The sequence below is a fragment of the Kosmotoga pacifica genome (assembly GCF_001027025.1).
Classification (GTDB): domain Bacteria; phylum Thermotogota; class Thermotogae; order Petrotogales; family Kosmotogaceae; genus Kosmotoga_B; species Kosmotoga_B pacifica.
This window is the reverse complement of sequence record NZ_CP011232.1, coordinates 1,536,544-1,552,398: the sequence shown is the minus strand read 5'-3', so window position 1 is coordinate 1,552,398 and position 15,855 is coordinate 1,536,544. Positions and strand designations below refer to the sequence as shown.

The window sequence follows — 15,855 nt, the reverse complement described above, 5'->3', positions numbered from 1 at the left end:
TGGTGCTCAAATGAATTTTTTCAGGATTTTTATAATAACGGGAATAGTTTTTGCAATTTTGATACTGATCTTACCTCTTATAGCCCTTCTGCTGAATACAGTGACTTCAGAAATTCATTTGGAAGCATTGATGGCTTCCTGGAAACCATTGGGAATAAGCCTTTTGACATCCACAATCGCGACGCTGATCGTTTTCACGGTAGGAGTTCCTGTGGCTTATCTCTTTGTCTTCAAAGCCTTTCCTTTTAGAGACGTTCTGGATACTCTGGTGAATTTACCCCTTGTTTTACCTCCAAGTGTCGCTGGATACCTGCTTTTACTTACTTTTGGAAGATATGGACTTGTTGGGAGACCCCTTTCAGTTTTTGGGATCGAAATAATGTTCAGTCTTCCCGCTGTTATTCTTGCTCAAACATTCGTTTCTCTGCCGTTCATGGTGAGGAGTTTCAAAACTGCCCTTGAGGAGATTCCAGGTGAACTTCTGGAAGTATCGAAAATTACAGGTGCTAATGAATACGATATATTTATAATGATCATACTGCCTTTAGCTAGAGAAGGAATAATTTCTGGTGTTCTTTTGAGCTTTGCCAGGGCTATGGGAGAATTCGGTGCAACTATGATGGTTGCTGGGCTTTTTGAAACTCTCCCTATATCAATTTATAATAACGCTATGGCAGGCGACAGGGAAGCAGCGAATCTACAATCCCTGGTTCTTGTTGGATTCTCTCTCATAACCCTGATGCTTATCAAAAAACTTATGGAAAGAAGAGATTAGATGGTGAAAACGTGAAGAGAGAGCTGAAGGATGAATTTGGCAGGAATATTAGTTATCTCAGATTCTCAATCACGGACCGGTGCAATTTCAGGTGTTTCTATTGTATGCCTGAAAGCACTTCTTTTTTACCAGAATCAGAGCTATTAACCCTTGATGATATCCGCTTTGCTGTACAGATATTCAAAGAAATTGGTTTTAAGAAATTGAGGCTTACCGGTGGAGAACCGACGCTACGCAGTGATCTTCTCGAAATCGTTTCGATTGTTTCAAAAACCTTCGGGAGCTGTGCTATGACTACAAACGGTTCAAAATTGAAGGAACTCGCTTTTGAACTCTATTCGGCGGGTTTAAGGGAAGTGAATGTAAGTCTCGACTCAATTGATAGTGAGACTTTCTTTTGGATAACCCGGGGCGGGAAACTTAAAGAAGTTCTGGAAGGAATCGATAAAGCCATTTCTATTGGTATGAAGGTCAAGCTCAATACTGTGATAACACAGGAGAATTTCAGCGAAATTCCAGAACTGGTACAGTACGCTGCAAAACTTGGAATACCCATAAGGTTCATTGAAAAGATGCCGATAGGGAAGAACAACAACCGTCACTTCATTCCTCACAAAAAAGTTTTGGAATTACTACATGAAAATGATCTTATCCCAATAGAAACTCGAATGGGTAATGGACCTGCCAGGTATTATAAAACCTCACGAGGAACCGTTGTAGGCTTTATCACCGCTATTACCCACAACTTTTGTAACAGTTGCAACAGGCTCCGGTTTTCTGCTGATGGAAAACTATTTCCCTGCTTGGCCTATGATTACCATGTTTCTCTGAAGGGTGCAATAAAAAGTCGAAGATCCGATGAAGTTAAGAGAAATATTTATAATGCTATTAGCTTAAAACCTTTAAGACATGAACTGCTTAACAGAACTCAGAGCAATGGTATGAACAGGATGGGGGGTTGACTATGAAACTAAGCCACATGGACGACAAGGGCGATGCAAAGATGGTGGATATCTCTGCTAAAGAGAACACAAAAAGAACAGCTAAAGCATATGGAAGAATAGAAATGATGCCAGAAACTCTCGAATTGATCGTAAAAAACGGACTTCCCAAAGGAGATGTATTCTCAACTGCCAGAATAGCCGGGATAATGGCTGCGAAAAAGACCTGGGAGCTGATTCCCATGTGTCACAATATTTCTCTGACCCATGTGTCTGTCGAGTTCAAGGTTGACAGGGATCGTTCTGCTGTTGAAATCTTCACAACGGCGAGCTCCGTTGGAAAGACCGGGGTCGAGATGGAAGCACTAACAGCCGCTTCTATCGCTGCATTAACAATTTATGACATGGCAAAAGCAGTCGATAAAGAAATGGTCATAACTGATATCTGCTTATTGATGAAAAGCGGTGGCAAAAGCGGCGATTGGAAAAGGGAGTGTGATGAAAAGTGAAAATCAGATATTTTATCCTTGTTTTGAGTGATAAAGCATATAAAGGCTTGAGGAAAGATGAATGCATCGAAGCCGTGAAAAGTGTTTTTAATAATGCGAACTTCGAATTGATCGGAGCAGAAATCCTTCCTGATGAACTGGAGCAAATAAAAAGGAAATTGGAAGAACTTGCTGATTCAGGAAAAGCCGATCTTATAATCACTAGCGGAGGTACAGGAGTGTCTCCAAGAGATGTAACTCCAGATGCTACTTTAAAAGTAATTGAGAAGAGGATTCAGGGAATGGAGTACGCCATGATTATGGAAGCGCTAAAACATACACCCATGGGTTCAATTTCCCGGGCAGTAGTTGGAATCCGTAGCAAAACTTTGATTGTCAATCTCCCGGGAAGCCCGAAAGCTGTCAAAGAAAATCTCAACGCTATAATAAACGCCATCCCCCATGCTATCGAAAAACTTAAAGGAGCAGAAGGAGACTGTGGTCAATTTCTGCATATTGAGGGGGATTGACAGAGTAATCTCTTGTTGCAGCATAGAATAAAGCAGGTTTTACATTACGTAGCAATGAAAGATTTAAAAAGCAAAAGTTATTTATGCATCAGTGTTTTCAGTGGTATCTATCAGGTTCAAAATATGGTTCGTTCTTAATAGTTTTTCAGAGCTTCGCAGAAAGTGGCGGATACTTACTTATCACGAAGCATTAAATTATTTGGAACAAATGCTCGAAAAATCCTACCAGAATTGTGTGGTAAAATAATTGAGAGTTATTCTCAATAAGGTGGTGCTTATGAAAATTCCTCTTTCACAACTTCCGGTAGGTGTCGATGGGGTGATCATTGAAATAAATGCCCCTCAAGAATTGAGGGAAAGACTTTTTGGTATGGGGTTTGTCAAAGGTCAGAAAGTCAAAACCATCAGGAGAGCCCCTCTTGGTGACCCGGTTGTTTATCAGGTTAAGGGTAGTGAAATAAGTCTGAGAGAAGAGCTTTCTTCAAAAATAATAGTGGAGTCCAAATACCTAACCCTCGACATGGCTAACCCCGGTGAATACGTCGTGAGATTTTTGATAGGGGGCAGGGGATTCCAGGAAAAAATGAGGTTTCTTGGTGTCTCAAAAGGCACCATTGTCAAAGTCACCGGATCCCTTTCACGTGGCAAATTTATAAAAATTAACAATACTGATACATTTATTCCAGTTAGACAGGCAGCAAGGGTAATAGTGGAGGAGTTAATAGATGAGTAGCAGCTGTAACCATAGCAAAGTGAAAGAAGTTACCACTGTTGTTCCTTCGAAATATACCAGCGTTGCTCTTCTCGGAAACCCAAATGTTGGTAAGACTAGCCTGTTCAATGCCTTGACCGGCGCAAGACAGTATGTCGCCAACTGGCCAGGAGTTACCGTCGAAAAGCGTGTCGGAACCATGTTCTACGGTGACAGAGCTTTTAGAATAATCGATTTGCCAGGGACCTATACCCTCGGAGTGACGAGTGTAGATGAGAAAGTTGCCAGAGACTATCTGCTCTACGAATCCCCCGATCTGGTGGTTGTTGTCACGGATGCAGTAAATCTGGAGAGAAGTCTTTATCTTCTCTTGCAGGTTCTGGAGCTCAGGGGAAATGTCATACTGGCAGTAAATTCGATAGACGAAGCAAAAAAAGCTGGAATAAAAGTAGATCGCAGGGAACTCAGCAAACACCTTGGGATTCCAGTCGTTCTAACCTCGGCTTTCACAGGCGAGGGAATAGAGGAACTGAAAGAAGCCATGCTCAAAATCAGTCGCTCTGGCATTCACGTTCATTACCTCTTTCCGAAGCATATCGAAGAGCTCATCTTAAAGCTATCAGAGAGTTTGAAATTGAAATCCGAGCTCCGTAACTTCGATGTTCGTTGGCTTTCCATAAAATTACTTGAAAGAGACAAAGAAATCATCGAGCTGGCGGGTATAGATCCCGGTGTTGATTATTCCGAAGATATTGCCAATGCGCGCTATAAATTCATCAAAGAACTTCTAAAGGATTCTTACAGAGATTCAAAAAAGCATTACTGGGATTTCAATACTGCCATAGATCATGTCCTGACACATAAATACCTCGGCATTTTGATTTTTTTTGCCATTATGTACCTCGTCTTCCAGGTGACCTACAGTTTTGCAGAGCCTTTCACCACCCTTATTGAAAAAGGGTTTGAAGTACTAGGAACTTTTATTGATAGAACAATTTCAACACCATGGTTGGCTTCTTTACTCGGCGATGGCATAATCGGGGGAGTCGGAGCTGTGGTCACTTTCGTACCGAGCATTTTTATACTCTTTCTGGCTTTGGGGATACTCGAAGAGACAGGATATCTGCCAAGGGCTGCTTTTGTAATAGACAGGATCATGTATTCGATGAAGCTTAGCGGCAGATCATTTATGTCCATGCTTCTTGGATTTGGCTGTAATGTTTCTTCGATAATGTCAACGAGAACAATTTCAGAACCACAGGAAAGAATCATCACGATTCTTGTCTCGCCTTTCGTCAGTTGTAGTGCGAGATTACCAGTGTACATCATGGTATCGAGCATATTCTTTGGAAAAGCTGCAGGCATCGCCATCTTCTCATTGTACATGCTCAGCGTCCTTTTCACCTTTGCATCCGCACTGCTACTCAATAAATTGCTCTTCAAAGGGAAACCTTCTCCCATGATCATGGAATTGCCCAGATACCGAAAACCTACAATGAGGTCATTGATGTTGTACACCTGGAACAGAGGAAAACATTTCCTTCAAAAAGCCGGTACGATAATACTCGCCGCCTCTATTATCATCTGGGTGCTTTCATATTTTCCCACGGGAGATATACTTACAAGTTTTGCTTCGGTTATTGGGAAGAGTCTTGAACCTTTATTCAGGCCCCTTGGTTTCACCTGGCAGATGGTGACCAGCCTTATTTTCGGTGCGGCAGCGAAAGAAGTTGTTGTTTCAACGCTTTCGACGTTATATGGCGCATCATCCCTCCCAGGTAATCCCGGATTGTTGAGTTTGACATCGCAAATCACACCTTCTGTAGCGTTTGGATTCCTCGTCTTTATCCTGTTGTATTTCCCCTGTTTTGCAACATTGGCAGCCATGAAAAATGAAGCAGGAAGCTGGAAATATGTGTGGATAACGGTTTTCTATGGACTGGCGATCGCTTATCTTTCCGCTCTAATCACAAGACTGATAGGAGGGGTTTTTCTATGAACCCCAGGGTCATAACTTTTCTCCTTATATTTTTTGCAGCGCTTCTGACATTCATATCGGTCAATACAGCTTTTGGTTTTTATCTTACAGAAACCAATCCCATTCTTGGTGCAGTGATTTTTATAAACGCGCTGATCTACTTTTTCGGTCTATTGGAGAGTCACGATGACCCAAAAAGGAGAGAAGCACATCTCCTCATCGGAAGTTACTTTTCCTACCTCCTTGCCATTTTTCAGGTACTGCTCATTTTTACCTCATGGCTCAACGGGAGGATAGAAGGTTATTGTGCTGTAAGCCTGCAATCAATAAACCTCCCTCTCTTAATCTCCGGATTTATTGCCTCTTTCGTTAACGATTATGTCAAGAAAGCTTACAACTAAAGCCACGTTGTATTGTTAGTATTTGAAATCGTGCAATCGAGGCTTTATCTAAGAACCTCCGATTGTGGTAATATTTTTTTGTGCCTATGGAGGTGAAACCATGGCAAAAATATATGCGATAGACGATGAACCGAGTATCAGGCGTCTTATCAAAATGATAATGGAAAAAGAAAACCACGAAGTGATTACCTTTGCTACTGCTGAAGAAGGATTAAAGGCAATAGAAAAAGAAACACCTAACCTGCTCTTTGTGGATCTCGGCCTGCCAGAAATGAGTGGGCTCGAGCTGATTAAAATCATTGAGGAGAGGTTGTATTCCTTCCCGATTGTCGTTGTTTCTGAAATAACCATAGCTGAAGCAATCATCGAAGCATTCAAACATGGTATCTGTGATTTCATAACAAAGCCATTCACTCCCACTGAATTGATTGAGAGTTTTGAAAAATGCTACATCAGCACTGATACCCTTTTAAAAAGAAAAAAAGAAGTCATCTCCCTTATAGAATCCGGAAAGACTCTCCATGCAAGCAAGCTAGTGTCGAGACTTTTTGCCAATTTTCCAAACTCCCCTGTACCGCATTATCTCTTTGCATTGCTGGCTTCGTCCTGGAACAAGGAACTGGCCCGGCGCCATTTGAATGCCGCCATTGCCCTTGACCCAGAGTACAGCGAAGCAAAAGAGCTTTTGAATAAAATCGATACAGGAGATGAAAATTGAATATGCTGGTATTCAATAAGAAAAATAAAGGGCTCTATGTGATTATCTTCGGTTGTGGTAGGCTCGGTTCTGGTATCGCTAACTGGCTATCACTCAATGGAAACAGCGTGGTGGTCGTGGACAGGAGAGAAGAGGCTTTTTCTTCTCTATCCTTTGAGTTCACAGGCTTTACGATCATCGGAGATGCGACAGAACTCGATACCCTGGAAATAGCCAAGGTAGAAAAAGCCGACGTTGTACTTGCCCTAACACCTGATGACAACACAAACATAATGACAGCTTTAATAGCCAAAGAATATTTCAACGTCCCCAGGGTCATAGCACGAGTATACGATCCCAATAATATCGAAATGTTCTCTGAATTCGGTGTGGAAATCATCTGCCCCACACTCCTTGCAGTTGACGAAATACAAAAGTCCCTGGGATTCATCGGTGGTGATGAACATTGAAAGTTTTTCTGATTGGTGGAAGGAACGTTGCTTATCACCTTGCCAGAAGGCTCCTGAACAAAGGCTATCAGGTAGTGCTTGTAAATAAAGACGAGAAACTCAACGAAGAGCTGGCAAAAAGGCTCAAAAAAGCTATTGTTATTACCGGTGACGGAAGCAAAAGGCACGTTCTTGAACAGCTTGAGATAACCTCCGTCGATCTTTTTGTGGCACTTACACCAAATGATCAAGACAACCTGGTAGCGTGTTTAATCGCCAAAAGAGTATTCGGCATCGAAAACCCCCTTGCATTGATAAATGACCCTGATAATGAAATAGCTTTCAAAAAACTGGGGATAGAAACCGTCGTAAGCCCGACCAATATTTTGGCTCAGGCCATTGAAGACAGAATGTTCAAACAACAGATTACAAACCTAATACCGACATCTGAACAGGTATCCGTTTTTCGAATCGAGATGGAAGAACAATCCCCTGCCGTTGGCAAGAGAGTTATGGATCTCTCCATACCGAGAGAAAGCGTTATAGGTGCCATTATTAGGAGGGGAGAAGTAATTATTCCCCGCGGTGACACTGTTATTGAAAATGGAGATAGGCTGATCGTGCTCAGCAAACCCACTGTTCAGTCTTCAGTTTTCGAATCGTTGCTGGGAGAGGTGTGAATGTACGTACTTAGCTTAAAAAAACGATATCAAATTGTCTTTGGTTATATCGGTAATCTATTCATTTACTTTCCCGTACTTTTGATGATCCCGGTTCTATTTTGTTTCTGGTATCCAGAAGAATGGGGGGATAGCCTCTATTTCATAGCTTCAGCCCTTGTCAGTCTCGCCTTCGGTTTTGCATTCAAGTATTGGTTGAAAGTGAAACCGGGCACACCTATTTCCGTGCAAGAAGGAGCCATAATCGTGGTGTTCGCCTGGGTATTCGGAATTGTTTTCTCCGCCCTGCCTTTTATCTTCGCGGGTATCCTCAATTTCTCTCAGGCAATTTTCGAGTCCACTAGTGGCTGGACGACGACCGGGCTAACACTTGTAGATGTGACAAAAATCCCTAAGATCTTCCTCGTGTGGCGCAGTCTGATGCAGTTCTTTGGAGGAGCGGGATTTGCTATCATAATGATGTCTGCTATCGTCGGTCCCGGGGGTTTCGGACTTTATCATGCTGAAGGAAGAGTCGATAACCTCGTCCCAAATGTAAAGAGTTCCGTCAGGCGAATCCTTGTCATATATTTTAGTTATGCCATCATAGGGGTAATCGCTTTGAAAGCCGCTGGAATGGGCTGGTTCGATGCCTTCAACCACTCCCTTACCGGGCTTGCAACTGGAGGCTTTTCCACCAGGGCCGGTTCAATTGGAGAGTTCAATAGTGTAACTATCGAAACGGTAACCATCGCACTCATGTTCTTCGGGGCCACCGGTTTTGGTATCCACTACACGCTCTGGAAAGGGAACTTTAGGGCCCTTGCAAAGAATGGGGAACCCAAGTTAATGGGTATCACCGTGCTCCTTTTCGTTCCCCTGCTTATGGCATCGACCTTTGGATACTTGTTCAGCCATGCCTCAGAGTCTTTCAGGCACGCTGCTTTTCAGGCAGTGTCAGCTCTAACCGGAACAGGTTTTTCCACAGTGGACTTTACTTTCTGGAGCCAAAAAGGGTTATATGCCGGCCTCTATTTACTGACGCTGCTGATGATATTCGGTGGTGATATGGACTCCACATCAGGTGGTCTTAAACAGTACAGGTTATATGCGCTCATTAAACTAATAGGAGTGGAAATAAAAGAGTTCTTTCTGCCTAGAAGTGCCGTAGTCAGAACAGAAATATGGAAAGGTGAAAGTAAGAGGTATATAGATTCTAATCTGGTGAAAGAAATTCTGGTAATCTTTTCGCTGTATTTCCTAACTTTTGGTGTGGGTACGGCAGTTATCTCATTTTATGGCTATTCACTTGCTGATTCGGCTTTTGAATACGCTTCAGCCTTGAGCACCGTGGGGCTCTCGGTGGGCATAACCAGGCCCGATGCCCCATCGGGCATCATCTGGACTGAGACGGTTGGCATGTTCTTGGGGCGTCTGGAATTTCTGGTAATAGTATATGGAATCACCAAAATGATAAAGGACGCAAAACTTGCTTTCAAAGTAGAAGACAAGAAACCGAGGAAATTTGGAGGGAATGAAAACACATGATAAGGCGAATCAAAGGAACTCAGGACATTTATTTCGAGGAGATGAAATACTGGCATTACGTCGAGTCGGCGGTACGGAAAGTTACTAAACTCTACGCCTTTGAAGAGATAAGAACACCTATCTTTGAAGCGACGGAACTTTTTAAGCGCAGCGTGGGTGAGTCCACGGACGTGGTACAGAAAGAAATGTACACCTTCGAAGACAAGGGCGGAAGGTCAATAACCCTCAGGCCCGAAGGCACAGCGAGTGTGGCACGGGCTTTCGTGGAAAATGGTTTCATAAATCTCGGCGCTCCTATTAAGCTTTACTATATGGGCCCGATGTTCAGATATGAAAGGCCTCAGGCAGGCAGGTTAAGGCAATTCCACCAGATCGGCATTGAGACGCTGGGTTCTCAACATCCGATGGCCGATTATGAAATAATCGAATTCGCTGTGACTTTTTTAAAGAGATTGAAAATCGATGATGTTAAGCTCTACATAAATTCAGTCGGATGTGAAAAGTGTCGACCGACTTATCGCCAGGCTCTCAAAGATTACTATGCAGATAAGATCGATGGACTTTGTGGAGACTGCAAGAGGCGTTATGATTTAAATATAATGCGCCTTCTCGATTGTAAAGTCGACGGTGATATAGCCGCCAAAGCACCGACGATACACTCTTATCTCTGTGATGAATGTTCTGCACATTTCAACGAACTCCAGGAACTGTTGAAAGCCAACGACATTGACTACGAAATAGATCAAAGACTCGTCAGGGGGCTCGACTATTACACCAAAACAGCCTTTGAAATAAGGGCCGACTCCCTTGGAAGTCAAAACCAGATACTTGGTGGAGGAAGGTACGATGGCCTCGTAGAGTACATAGGCGGAAAGTTTGTGCCAGCTGTTGGATTCGCAGCTGGTATTGAGAGAATAATAATGGTACTGAAAAGTTTGGGCATCACTCCTGAAACGGAGGATATTCCCTCAGTAGCGATCTTACCTATGGGTAAAGAATCTTTTGCCCTTGCTTTTGAATACGCCAGAAGGTTTAGAAGAAGAGGACTTTCCGTCTTTGTAGATGTGATGGACCGAAATCTCAGAAACAGGTTAAAACACGCGGCAAGAATTGGAGCGAAAATTGCAGTCATCCTCGGTGAGGAAGAAGTCGAGAAGAACATGGTCACGATAAAAGTCCTAGATACCGGCTCACAATTCAAAGTCGATGGAGATTTTGCCGCGCGCTTCGTACAGGAAAAACTAAAAGAAATATAAAAAAACGGAGTAAATATGGGAAATAAGGTTATCTGACGAAGAAAAATACAAATATTTGAAGAATTTCGATGATATCCCCTTGTAATCACCTCTCATGCTGTGATATTATAAAATATAGCTCAGCATGGGAGGGATTTTTATATGAATCAGAGTAAACTGAAGGATTTTCTCGACTCTTCGCCCAGCATTCAGGAGTTGAGAAAGTTAGCTAAGATGTTAGGGCTCAAACTAAAGCGCACAATGAAAAAACGAGACCTAATAAAACTGTTGAAAAATGAACTGGAGAAAATGGAAGTTATTTCATCAATAACTTCTGCTCAGAGAAGCCATGAGGAAAAACGTGTCCGTCTCTCGCAGCCAATGGATTTCGATCTTCCCAAAAGTTATCACAAAGACAAACTCGTCCTGCTTCCTGTAAATCCACAGTGGGTCTATGTCTATTGGGATTTTTCGAACGAAACCAGAGCGAAGCTTAACAGAAAAGAGGCTGTGTTGAGGCTTCATGATGTAACAAACATCTTTTTCAACGGCAATAATGCTCACAGAACAAAGGAAATCAAAATTACCATTGAAAACGGCAACTGGTATTTTAAAGTGGATTTTTCCGATGCCGACTATCTGGCCGAGATAGGCTACTACGAATCCAGTAAATTCGTCACACTCTTTCGTTCCAATTTCGTGAGGACTCCATGTGACCATCCGAAATTCGTAGAAGCAGAAAAATGGATTAATCTCAAAACAAGAGAACGCAGAATCATCGAAACTTCAATGGAAGAGAAAAAAGCGATAGAGAAATTTGTTCCCAGTTCCATCACGAGCTTTATGAACCCTTCCTCAGAAGAATTCATAAGGGAGTTTTCAAGTTACAAAAGCGGTGGTGCAAAGCATGAGTAAGGGCTACTTCGTGCTGATGTTGCATGCCCATTTGCCATATGTAAATCACCCTGATTTCCCTCAATTCATGGAAGAGAGGTGGCTTTTCGAAGCCATTAGTGAAACATATATCCCTCTGTTGAGAGCTTTTAAGCGGTTAAAAAGTGACAACATACCGTTTAAGGTAACTATGAGTATCACTCCCCCTCTCATGGAAATGCTGGGTAACCTGGATCTGAAAAAAAAGTACCTTTCCTATCTTGATAAAAATATTGAACTAGCAGAGAAGGAAGTAAAAAGGACAGCTGCCGAACATCCGACAAAGCACAAAATGGCGCGATATTATCTTGAAGACTTTCTCGACCTCAGGAAGATATACAGATCGGTAAACGGAAACCTCGTTTCAGCGTTCATGGAATTTCAAAGGGACGGAAATCTCGAAATCATAACCTGTAACGCCACACATGGTTTTCTGCCACTCATGTCCCGGTATCCAGAGGCCGTCGAAGCGCAGATTAAAATCGGTGTAGAAACCTATCGCTATCACACAGGCGTGATGCCAAAGGGAATCTGGCTCGCCGAATGCGGGTATTATCCCGGCCTTGAACAGCACCTGAAAAAAAACGAGCTTTCTTTCTTCTTTGTTGATTCTCATGCTTTGTGGTATTCAGAACCTTCAGCCAGGTACGGTGTTTATCGTCCGGTGGTAACACCTTCTGGCGTCTTTGTGTTTGCCAGAGATCCCGAATCGAGCCAACAGGTCTGGAGCGCTGAAGTCGGATACCCAGGAGATGGAAGATACAGAGAATTTTACAGGGACATTGGTTTCGACCGCGAAGAGCAATATATAGCCCCATATATTGACCCCAGTGGTACGAGGTGCAACACCGGTATAAAATATCACCGAATCACCTCTAAAAGCGTTGGACTAAATGACAAAGATTATTACGATATAGATAGAGCCATGGAAGCTGTCAGGGAACATGCGAAGGACTTCGCTTCCAAGAAAAAAGAACAGGTGGAACGCCTGTATGAAGCCTTTGGAAGAATAGAACCTGTGATCGTTGCTCCTTTCGATGCTGAGCTATATGGACACTGGTGGTTTGAAGGCCCCTTCTTTATTGAAGAGCTTTTCCGCGCATTGGCAGATACCAAACAGGTGATCCCGGCTACCCCTGTAGAAGTCATCAATTCTATTGACGAAGTACAGGAAGTAGTCCCGGCGGCATCCACATGGGGAGCCAATGGCTATAATGAAGTCTGGTTAAACGGGAAAAACGATTGGATTTATCGGCATCTTGATGAGGCTATCGAAAAGATGATTTCTGCAGCAAGAACGTACTACAACGAAGAGGATGAATTGAAAGTCAGAACCCTGAATCAGATGGCTCGGGAACTGCTACTGGCACAGTCCAGCGACTGGGCATTTATTATGACAACAGACACCACTGTCGAATACGCAATGAACAGAACAAAGACGCATATAAAAAGGTTCAACGACCTCTATGAAAAGCTCTTGAACAATACTCTCGATCCGAAAGAGCTCGAGACATTGGAATGGATAGACGGTATTTTTAGAAATATCGATTACAGAGTATACGCAGGCTGAGTTGAGAATAATCACAATAAAATGCCGGACCACTGGTCCGGCATTTTGTTTGCTCGACATCGAAGAGCCGTTTGTCGTTGATCGTCTTCCGTTGGCCGTCTTCCGTCAACCGATAAGAGCCCGCTCTTTCGTTTTCTTCACCTACAACCTACAACCAACCACCGACAACGGTTTCTTACATCCGCCGAAGGCGCAAATCCGTTCCGTAGGAACGCATAGCCACAAGGAGCCGTTTACCGTTGGCCGTTTTCCGTTGACCGATAAGAACTTTCTTGGGAAGAGCGGGTATGGGGTATGGGGTCTGGGGTGTAGAACGAACAACCTACAACCAACCACCGACAACGCGGGCTTGCGGTGTCTGCAGGCCTCTTGTTGAAATTAGAGTGCATATCTTAGCGATTTGAACAAGTAAGCTATTTTCTTTAAATTGATAGTCATCGAATCACTTTAGAATTAATTTGTTCAAGATGAAACTCAATTAACGACCACAATGAAGAGATGGAAGTTCTTTTTTGAATACTTTTCTCCCGATCATTGTACAGTAAAGTAAAATATGTTTGCTATTAATCACTGTCTACCGTTCAAGGTGACGAATACAGAAACCGAACAACAATCATAATATTTCTTAGTAGATTTTTATAATACTACTCGCTTTGTTGATGTTTTTATTGTAAGCTGTGATATAATTTAGTATTGTCAGGGGGAGGTGGCTGCATGCCTCCCCTTATTGGTTGATATAGCAGATATCACGGTGAGTGGAGGGAGAATTGAATGAACAGAAGACATTGGCTCAGAAAAATCCAGGTCCCAGTTATATGGGCAATTGCCGTCCTTTTCGGAGCGGGGGTTATATGGTGGTCGGTGGCCACTTATATGTCCGGAAGAAAGATCAACACTAGTTCAACAACGGATTTAAACATTGAAAATACCATTGCTTATTTGACAAAAAACGGGACACCACTTGAAGACGAAAGATACTGGATAACCTATTCTGAGTTTACGGGAACCGTTCGAGATTCTCTCGATGGTCTTAAGAAACAGGGAATTGTGCTTGACCCTTACTTTGGAGATGCTCAACGCCCGAGTGAAATGGACTACAGATATGGTATCCTTTTGAGCCTTGTGGACCAAAAGGTACTCAGTTACTACGCATTTAATAAAGGCATATACCCCACAAAAGAAGAACTCGACGCCGAGACAAACAAGATCGTTGATCAGTACACTTCAAGCGAAGAGTATAAGCTTCAGATAGAACAGCTTTATGGCTCGGTCGAAGCTTTTAGGCAGCTTGTGGCAAAATATGTTACAAACGAACTGCTGCAAACAAAGGTGATGAACGATATTTTCCCGAACCTCGACAATGATATCAAGGAGTATTTCGCTGAAAACAAGGACGAAATCAAAAACAAGTACGAGAAAGTTGAAGCCAGTCACATCCTTGTTGACTCTGAGGCCAGTGCTACCGAGATAAAGAATCTCATCGAAAGCGGAGACGTTTCTTTCTCAGAAGCGGCGAGTGAGTTTTCAATTGATGCTCAGAGTGCAATGTTGGGTGGAAGCTTGGGTAGTTTCGGACATGGCCAGATGGTTCCTGAATTTGAAGAAGCGGTTTTCAGCGCTACGCCGGGAGTCATTGTTGGTCCGGTAAAAACTGAATATGGTTACCATCTTATAGAGGTAGCCACTAAAACGACCTTTGACACCTATGACGAGCTTGTAAAAAGTCCCGTCTACGAACAGGTCAAAAAGGATTATCAGAATCAGGAATTCAATACCTGGCTCAAAGAATACAAAGAAAAGGAAGGCATTGGTTATGTCATCAATGAGCCTGATTTGAAGCTATACGAAGAATACAAAAAATCAGAAAGCGAAGAGGCTAAGGCGGCTTTCCTTGAAAAACTGGAAAATTCCCTCTTTGATTCCGAAGGCAATATTGTCATCGTGAACAGTTTCCTCGCTCCCGCTCTATATGTTCAGCTCACCGATGAAAAGCTCGACAACCTCGATTCCGAGATTTTTAAATTGAAGAGTATGATAGAGCTATATGAAAATCTGCCGGCAACTGTGACCTCCCTCACCACAGAAGAAATAGAGAACAAAGTCGCAGAGCTTGAGGACAGTACCGACACAGAACTCAAAACTTTATATTCCAATGCTAAAAGGTTGAAAGATTATGAAGCTGAAACTGGACTCACAGGAAAAGAAGACGTCAATACGAAACTGGCAGAGCTTAAAGCTGAGAAAGAAGAACTCGATGCGAAATTCGCGCGCGTCGTGAAATTCCTCTACGAAAACATTCCCTACTCCAGCAAAGTAATTGAATACGCATACAAAGTTGACAACGCAAATCCTGAAGTCGTTTACAGATACAACGAACTAAAATACAATCAAAACTTAAAACCTTTACTAAAGGATCCAGCGACTCTTGAAAATTATGTCAACTATTACAAGCAGTACTTCGGAGACAATGCGAGAAGTTTCCTCATCGATTATCCACTTCAGAGTATCGAACAGGAGCTGAACCAAAAAGTCATCAAACCAACTGATGTAGCGACAGAACTTAAAGTAAATGCCCTGTTCTTACTGGTGGACGCTTATGAGAAGCTCGCAAACATTTCAAGTGGTACACCGCTTTACCAGATTTACTTGCTGGGTGAAAAGCGCTATCTTGAAGAACTCAACGAGCTAATGCCTGGAGACACAAACATCGGCAACAGGATCGAGGCGATAGACACGCTCTTGAAGGCGCCCTTAGAATCACCCACCCCTGAAGCCACTGAATAAAGCGAAACGGGGTGGCAAAGCCACCCCGTTTTAATTCTGGCTGGGGCGGGAGGACTCGAACCTCCGCATGTCAGAGCCAAAATCTGATGCCTTACCAGCTTGGCTACGCCCCAACACATAAAGATTCTAACACCGCCATTTTAAGGTGTCAAGAA

Annotated in this window: 15 protein-coding genes and 1 tRNA gene; 15 read left to right on the top strand and 1 reads right to left on the bottom strand. The window is 42.9% G+C overall.

Annotated elements, in window-relative coordinates:
* The first annotated feature begins 10 nt into the window (after positions 1-10).
* The 15 genes from modB to IX53_RS07115 all read left to right on the top strand — a co-directional run bounded on the left by modB (position 11) and on the right by IX53_RS07115 (position 15,700).
* Complete coding sequence (gene modB, locus IX53_RS07185) at positions 11-775, top strand: molybdate ABC transporter permease subunit (protein ID WP_047754769.1); 765 nt, start codon at positions 11-13, stop codon at positions 773-775.
* An 11-nt stretch (positions 776-786) separates the two neighbouring features.
* A complete protein-coding gene (gene moaA / locus IX53_RS07180) occupies positions 787-1,737 on the top strand; it encodes a GTP 3',8-cyclase MoaA (protein WP_047754768.1) in 951 nt (316 codons plus the stop codon).
* A 2-nt stretch (positions 1,738-1,739) separates the two neighbouring features.
* Positions 1,740-2,225 carry a cyclic pyranopterin monophosphate synthase MoaC gene (gene moaC / locus IX53_RS07175; protein ID WP_047754767.1) on the top strand — a complete coding sequence of 162 codons (486 nt, stop codon included), beginning with the start codon at positions 1,740-1,742 and terminating at the stop codon, positions 2,223-2,225.
* The gene (locus IX53_RS07170; protein WP_053001239.1) at positions 2,222-2,734 is read left to right on the top strand and encodes a MogA/MoaB family molybdenum cofactor biosynthesis protein; all 513 of its coding nucleotides are present in this window, start codon (positions 2,222-2,224) and stop codon (positions 2,732-2,734) included. Before moaC ends, IX53_RS07170 begins: the two co-directional genes overlap by 4 nt.
* 277 nt (positions 2,735-3,011) lie before the next feature.
* Positions 3,012-3,467 carry a ferrous iron transport protein A gene (locus IX53_RS10585; RefSeq protein WP_053001238.1) on the top strand — a complete coding sequence of 152 codons (456 nt, stop codon included), beginning with the start codon at positions 3,012-3,014 and terminating at the stop codon, positions 3,465-3,467.
* Positions 3,460-5,445 carry a ferrous iron transport protein B gene (gene feoB / locus IX53_RS07160; protein ID WP_047754766.1) on the top strand — a complete coding sequence of 662 codons (1,986 nt, stop codon included), beginning with the start codon at positions 3,460-3,462 and terminating at the stop codon, positions 5,443-5,445. The genes IX53_RS10585 and feoB overlap by 8 nt, the downstream gene beginning before the upstream one ends.
* Entirely contained in the window at positions 5,442-5,825 is a 384-nt protein-coding gene (locus IX53_RS07155) for a hypothetical protein (RefSeq protein ID WP_047754765.1), read from the top strand. Before feoB ends, IX53_RS07155 begins: the two co-directional genes overlap by 4 nt.
* Before the next feature lie 100 nt (positions 5,826-5,925).
* The gene (locus IX53_RS07150) at positions 5,926-6,543 is read left to right on the top strand and encodes a response regulator (protein WP_047754764.1); all 618 of its coding nucleotides are present in this window, start codon (positions 5,926-5,928) and stop codon (positions 6,541-6,543) included.
* 2 nt (positions 6,544-6,545) lie between these two features.
* Entirely contained in the window at positions 6,546-6,992 is a 447-nt protein-coding gene (locus IX53_RS07145) for a potassium channel family protein (protein WP_047755525.1), read from the top strand.
* Positions 6,989-7,651 (top strand): NAD-binding protein, encoded by a 663-nt coding sequence (locus IX53_RS07140; protein ID WP_047754763.1) that lies wholly within the window; start codon positions 6,989-6,991, stop codon positions 7,649-7,651. The genes IX53_RS07145 and IX53_RS07140 overlap by 4 nt, the downstream gene beginning before the upstream one ends.
* Positions 7,652-9,178, top strand: coding sequence for a TrkH family potassium uptake protein (locus IX53_RS07135; protein WP_047754762.1), 1,527 nt, complete (start codon positions 7,652-7,654; stop codon positions 9,176-9,178).
* Complete coding sequence (gene hisS / locus IX53_RS07130; RefSeq protein WP_047754761.1) at positions 9,175-10,434, top strand: histidine--tRNA ligase; 1,260 nt, start codon at positions 9,175-9,177, stop codon at positions 10,432-10,434. The genes IX53_RS07135 and hisS overlap by 4 nt, the downstream gene beginning before the upstream one ends.
* 141 nt (positions 10,435-10,575) lie before the next feature.
* Positions 10,576-11,328 carry a DUF4912 domain-containing protein gene (locus IX53_RS07125; RefSeq protein ID WP_047754760.1) on the top strand — a complete coding sequence of 251 codons (753 nt, stop codon included), beginning with the start codon at positions 10,576-10,578 and terminating at the stop codon, positions 11,326-11,328.
* A complete protein-coding gene (locus tag IX53_RS07120) occupies positions 11,321-12,916 on the top strand; it encodes a glycoside hydrolase family 57 protein (RefSeq protein WP_047754759.1) in 1,596 nt (531 codons plus the stop codon). The genes IX53_RS07125 and IX53_RS07120 overlap by 8 nt, the downstream gene beginning before the upstream one ends.
* A 771-nt stretch (positions 12,917-13,687) precedes the next feature.
* Positions 13,688-15,700, top strand: a complete 2,013-nt coding sequence (locus IX53_RS07115; protein ID WP_047755524.1) for a peptidylprolyl isomerase — start codon at positions 13,688-13,690, stop codon at positions 15,698-15,700.
* A gap of 37 nt (positions 15,701-15,737) precedes the next feature.
* Here IX53_RS07115 and IX53_RS07110 read toward each other — a convergent pair.
* Positions 15,738-15,813: transfer RNA gene (locus IX53_RS07110), tRNA-Gln, on the bottom strand.
* Positions 15,814-15,855 lie beyond the last annotated feature (42 nt).

Excerpts from the sequence above, each read along its gene's own strand:
- IX53_RS07150 (WP_047754764.1), top strand. The coding sequence starts at position 5,926 with ATGGCAAAAATATATGCGATAGACGATGAACCGAGTATCAGGCGTCTT.
- modB (WP_047754769.1), top strand. The coding sequence starts at position 11 with ATGAATTTTTTCAGGATTTTTATAATAACGGGAATAGTTTTTGCAATT.
- IX53_RS07135 (WP_047754762.1), top strand. The coding sequence starts at position 7,652 with ATGTACGTACTTAGCTTAAAAAAACGATATCAAATTGTCTTTGGTTAT.
- IX53_RS07155 (WP_047754765.1), top strand. The coding sequence starts at position 5,442 with ATGAACCCCAGGGTCATAACTTTTCTCCTTATATTTTTTGCAGCGCTT.
- IX53_RS07125 (WP_047754760.1), top strand. The coding sequence starts at position 10,576 with ATGAATCAGAGTAAACTGAAGGATTTTCTCGACTCTTCGCCCAGCATT.
- IX53_RS07115 (WP_047755524.1), top strand. The coding sequence starts at position 13,688 with ATGAACAGAAGACATTGGCTCAGAAAAATCCAGGTCCCAGTTATATGG.
- IX53_RS07145 (WP_047755525.1), top strand. The coding sequence starts at position 6,546 with ATGCTGGTATTCAATAAGAAAAATAAAGGGCTCTATGTGATTATCTTC.
- moaC (WP_047754767.1), top strand. The coding sequence starts at position 1,740 with ATGAAACTAAGCCACATGGACGACAAGGGCGATGCAAAGATGGTGGAT.
- IX53_RS07120 (WP_047754759.1), top strand. The coding sequence starts at position 11,321 with ATGAGTAAGGGCTACTTCGTGCTGATGTTGCATGCCCATTTGCCATAT.
- hisS (WP_047754761.1), top strand. The coding sequence starts at position 9,175 with ATGATAAGGCGAATCAAAGGAACTCAGGACATTTATTTCGAGGAGATG.
- feoB (WP_047754766.1), top strand. The coding sequence starts at position 3,460 with ATGAGTAGCAGCTGTAACCATAGCAAAGTGAAAGAAGTTACCACTGTT.
- IX53_RS10585 (WP_053001238.1), top strand. The coding sequence starts at position 3,012 with ATGAAAATTCCTCTTTCACAACTTCCGGTAGGTGTCGATGGGGTGATC.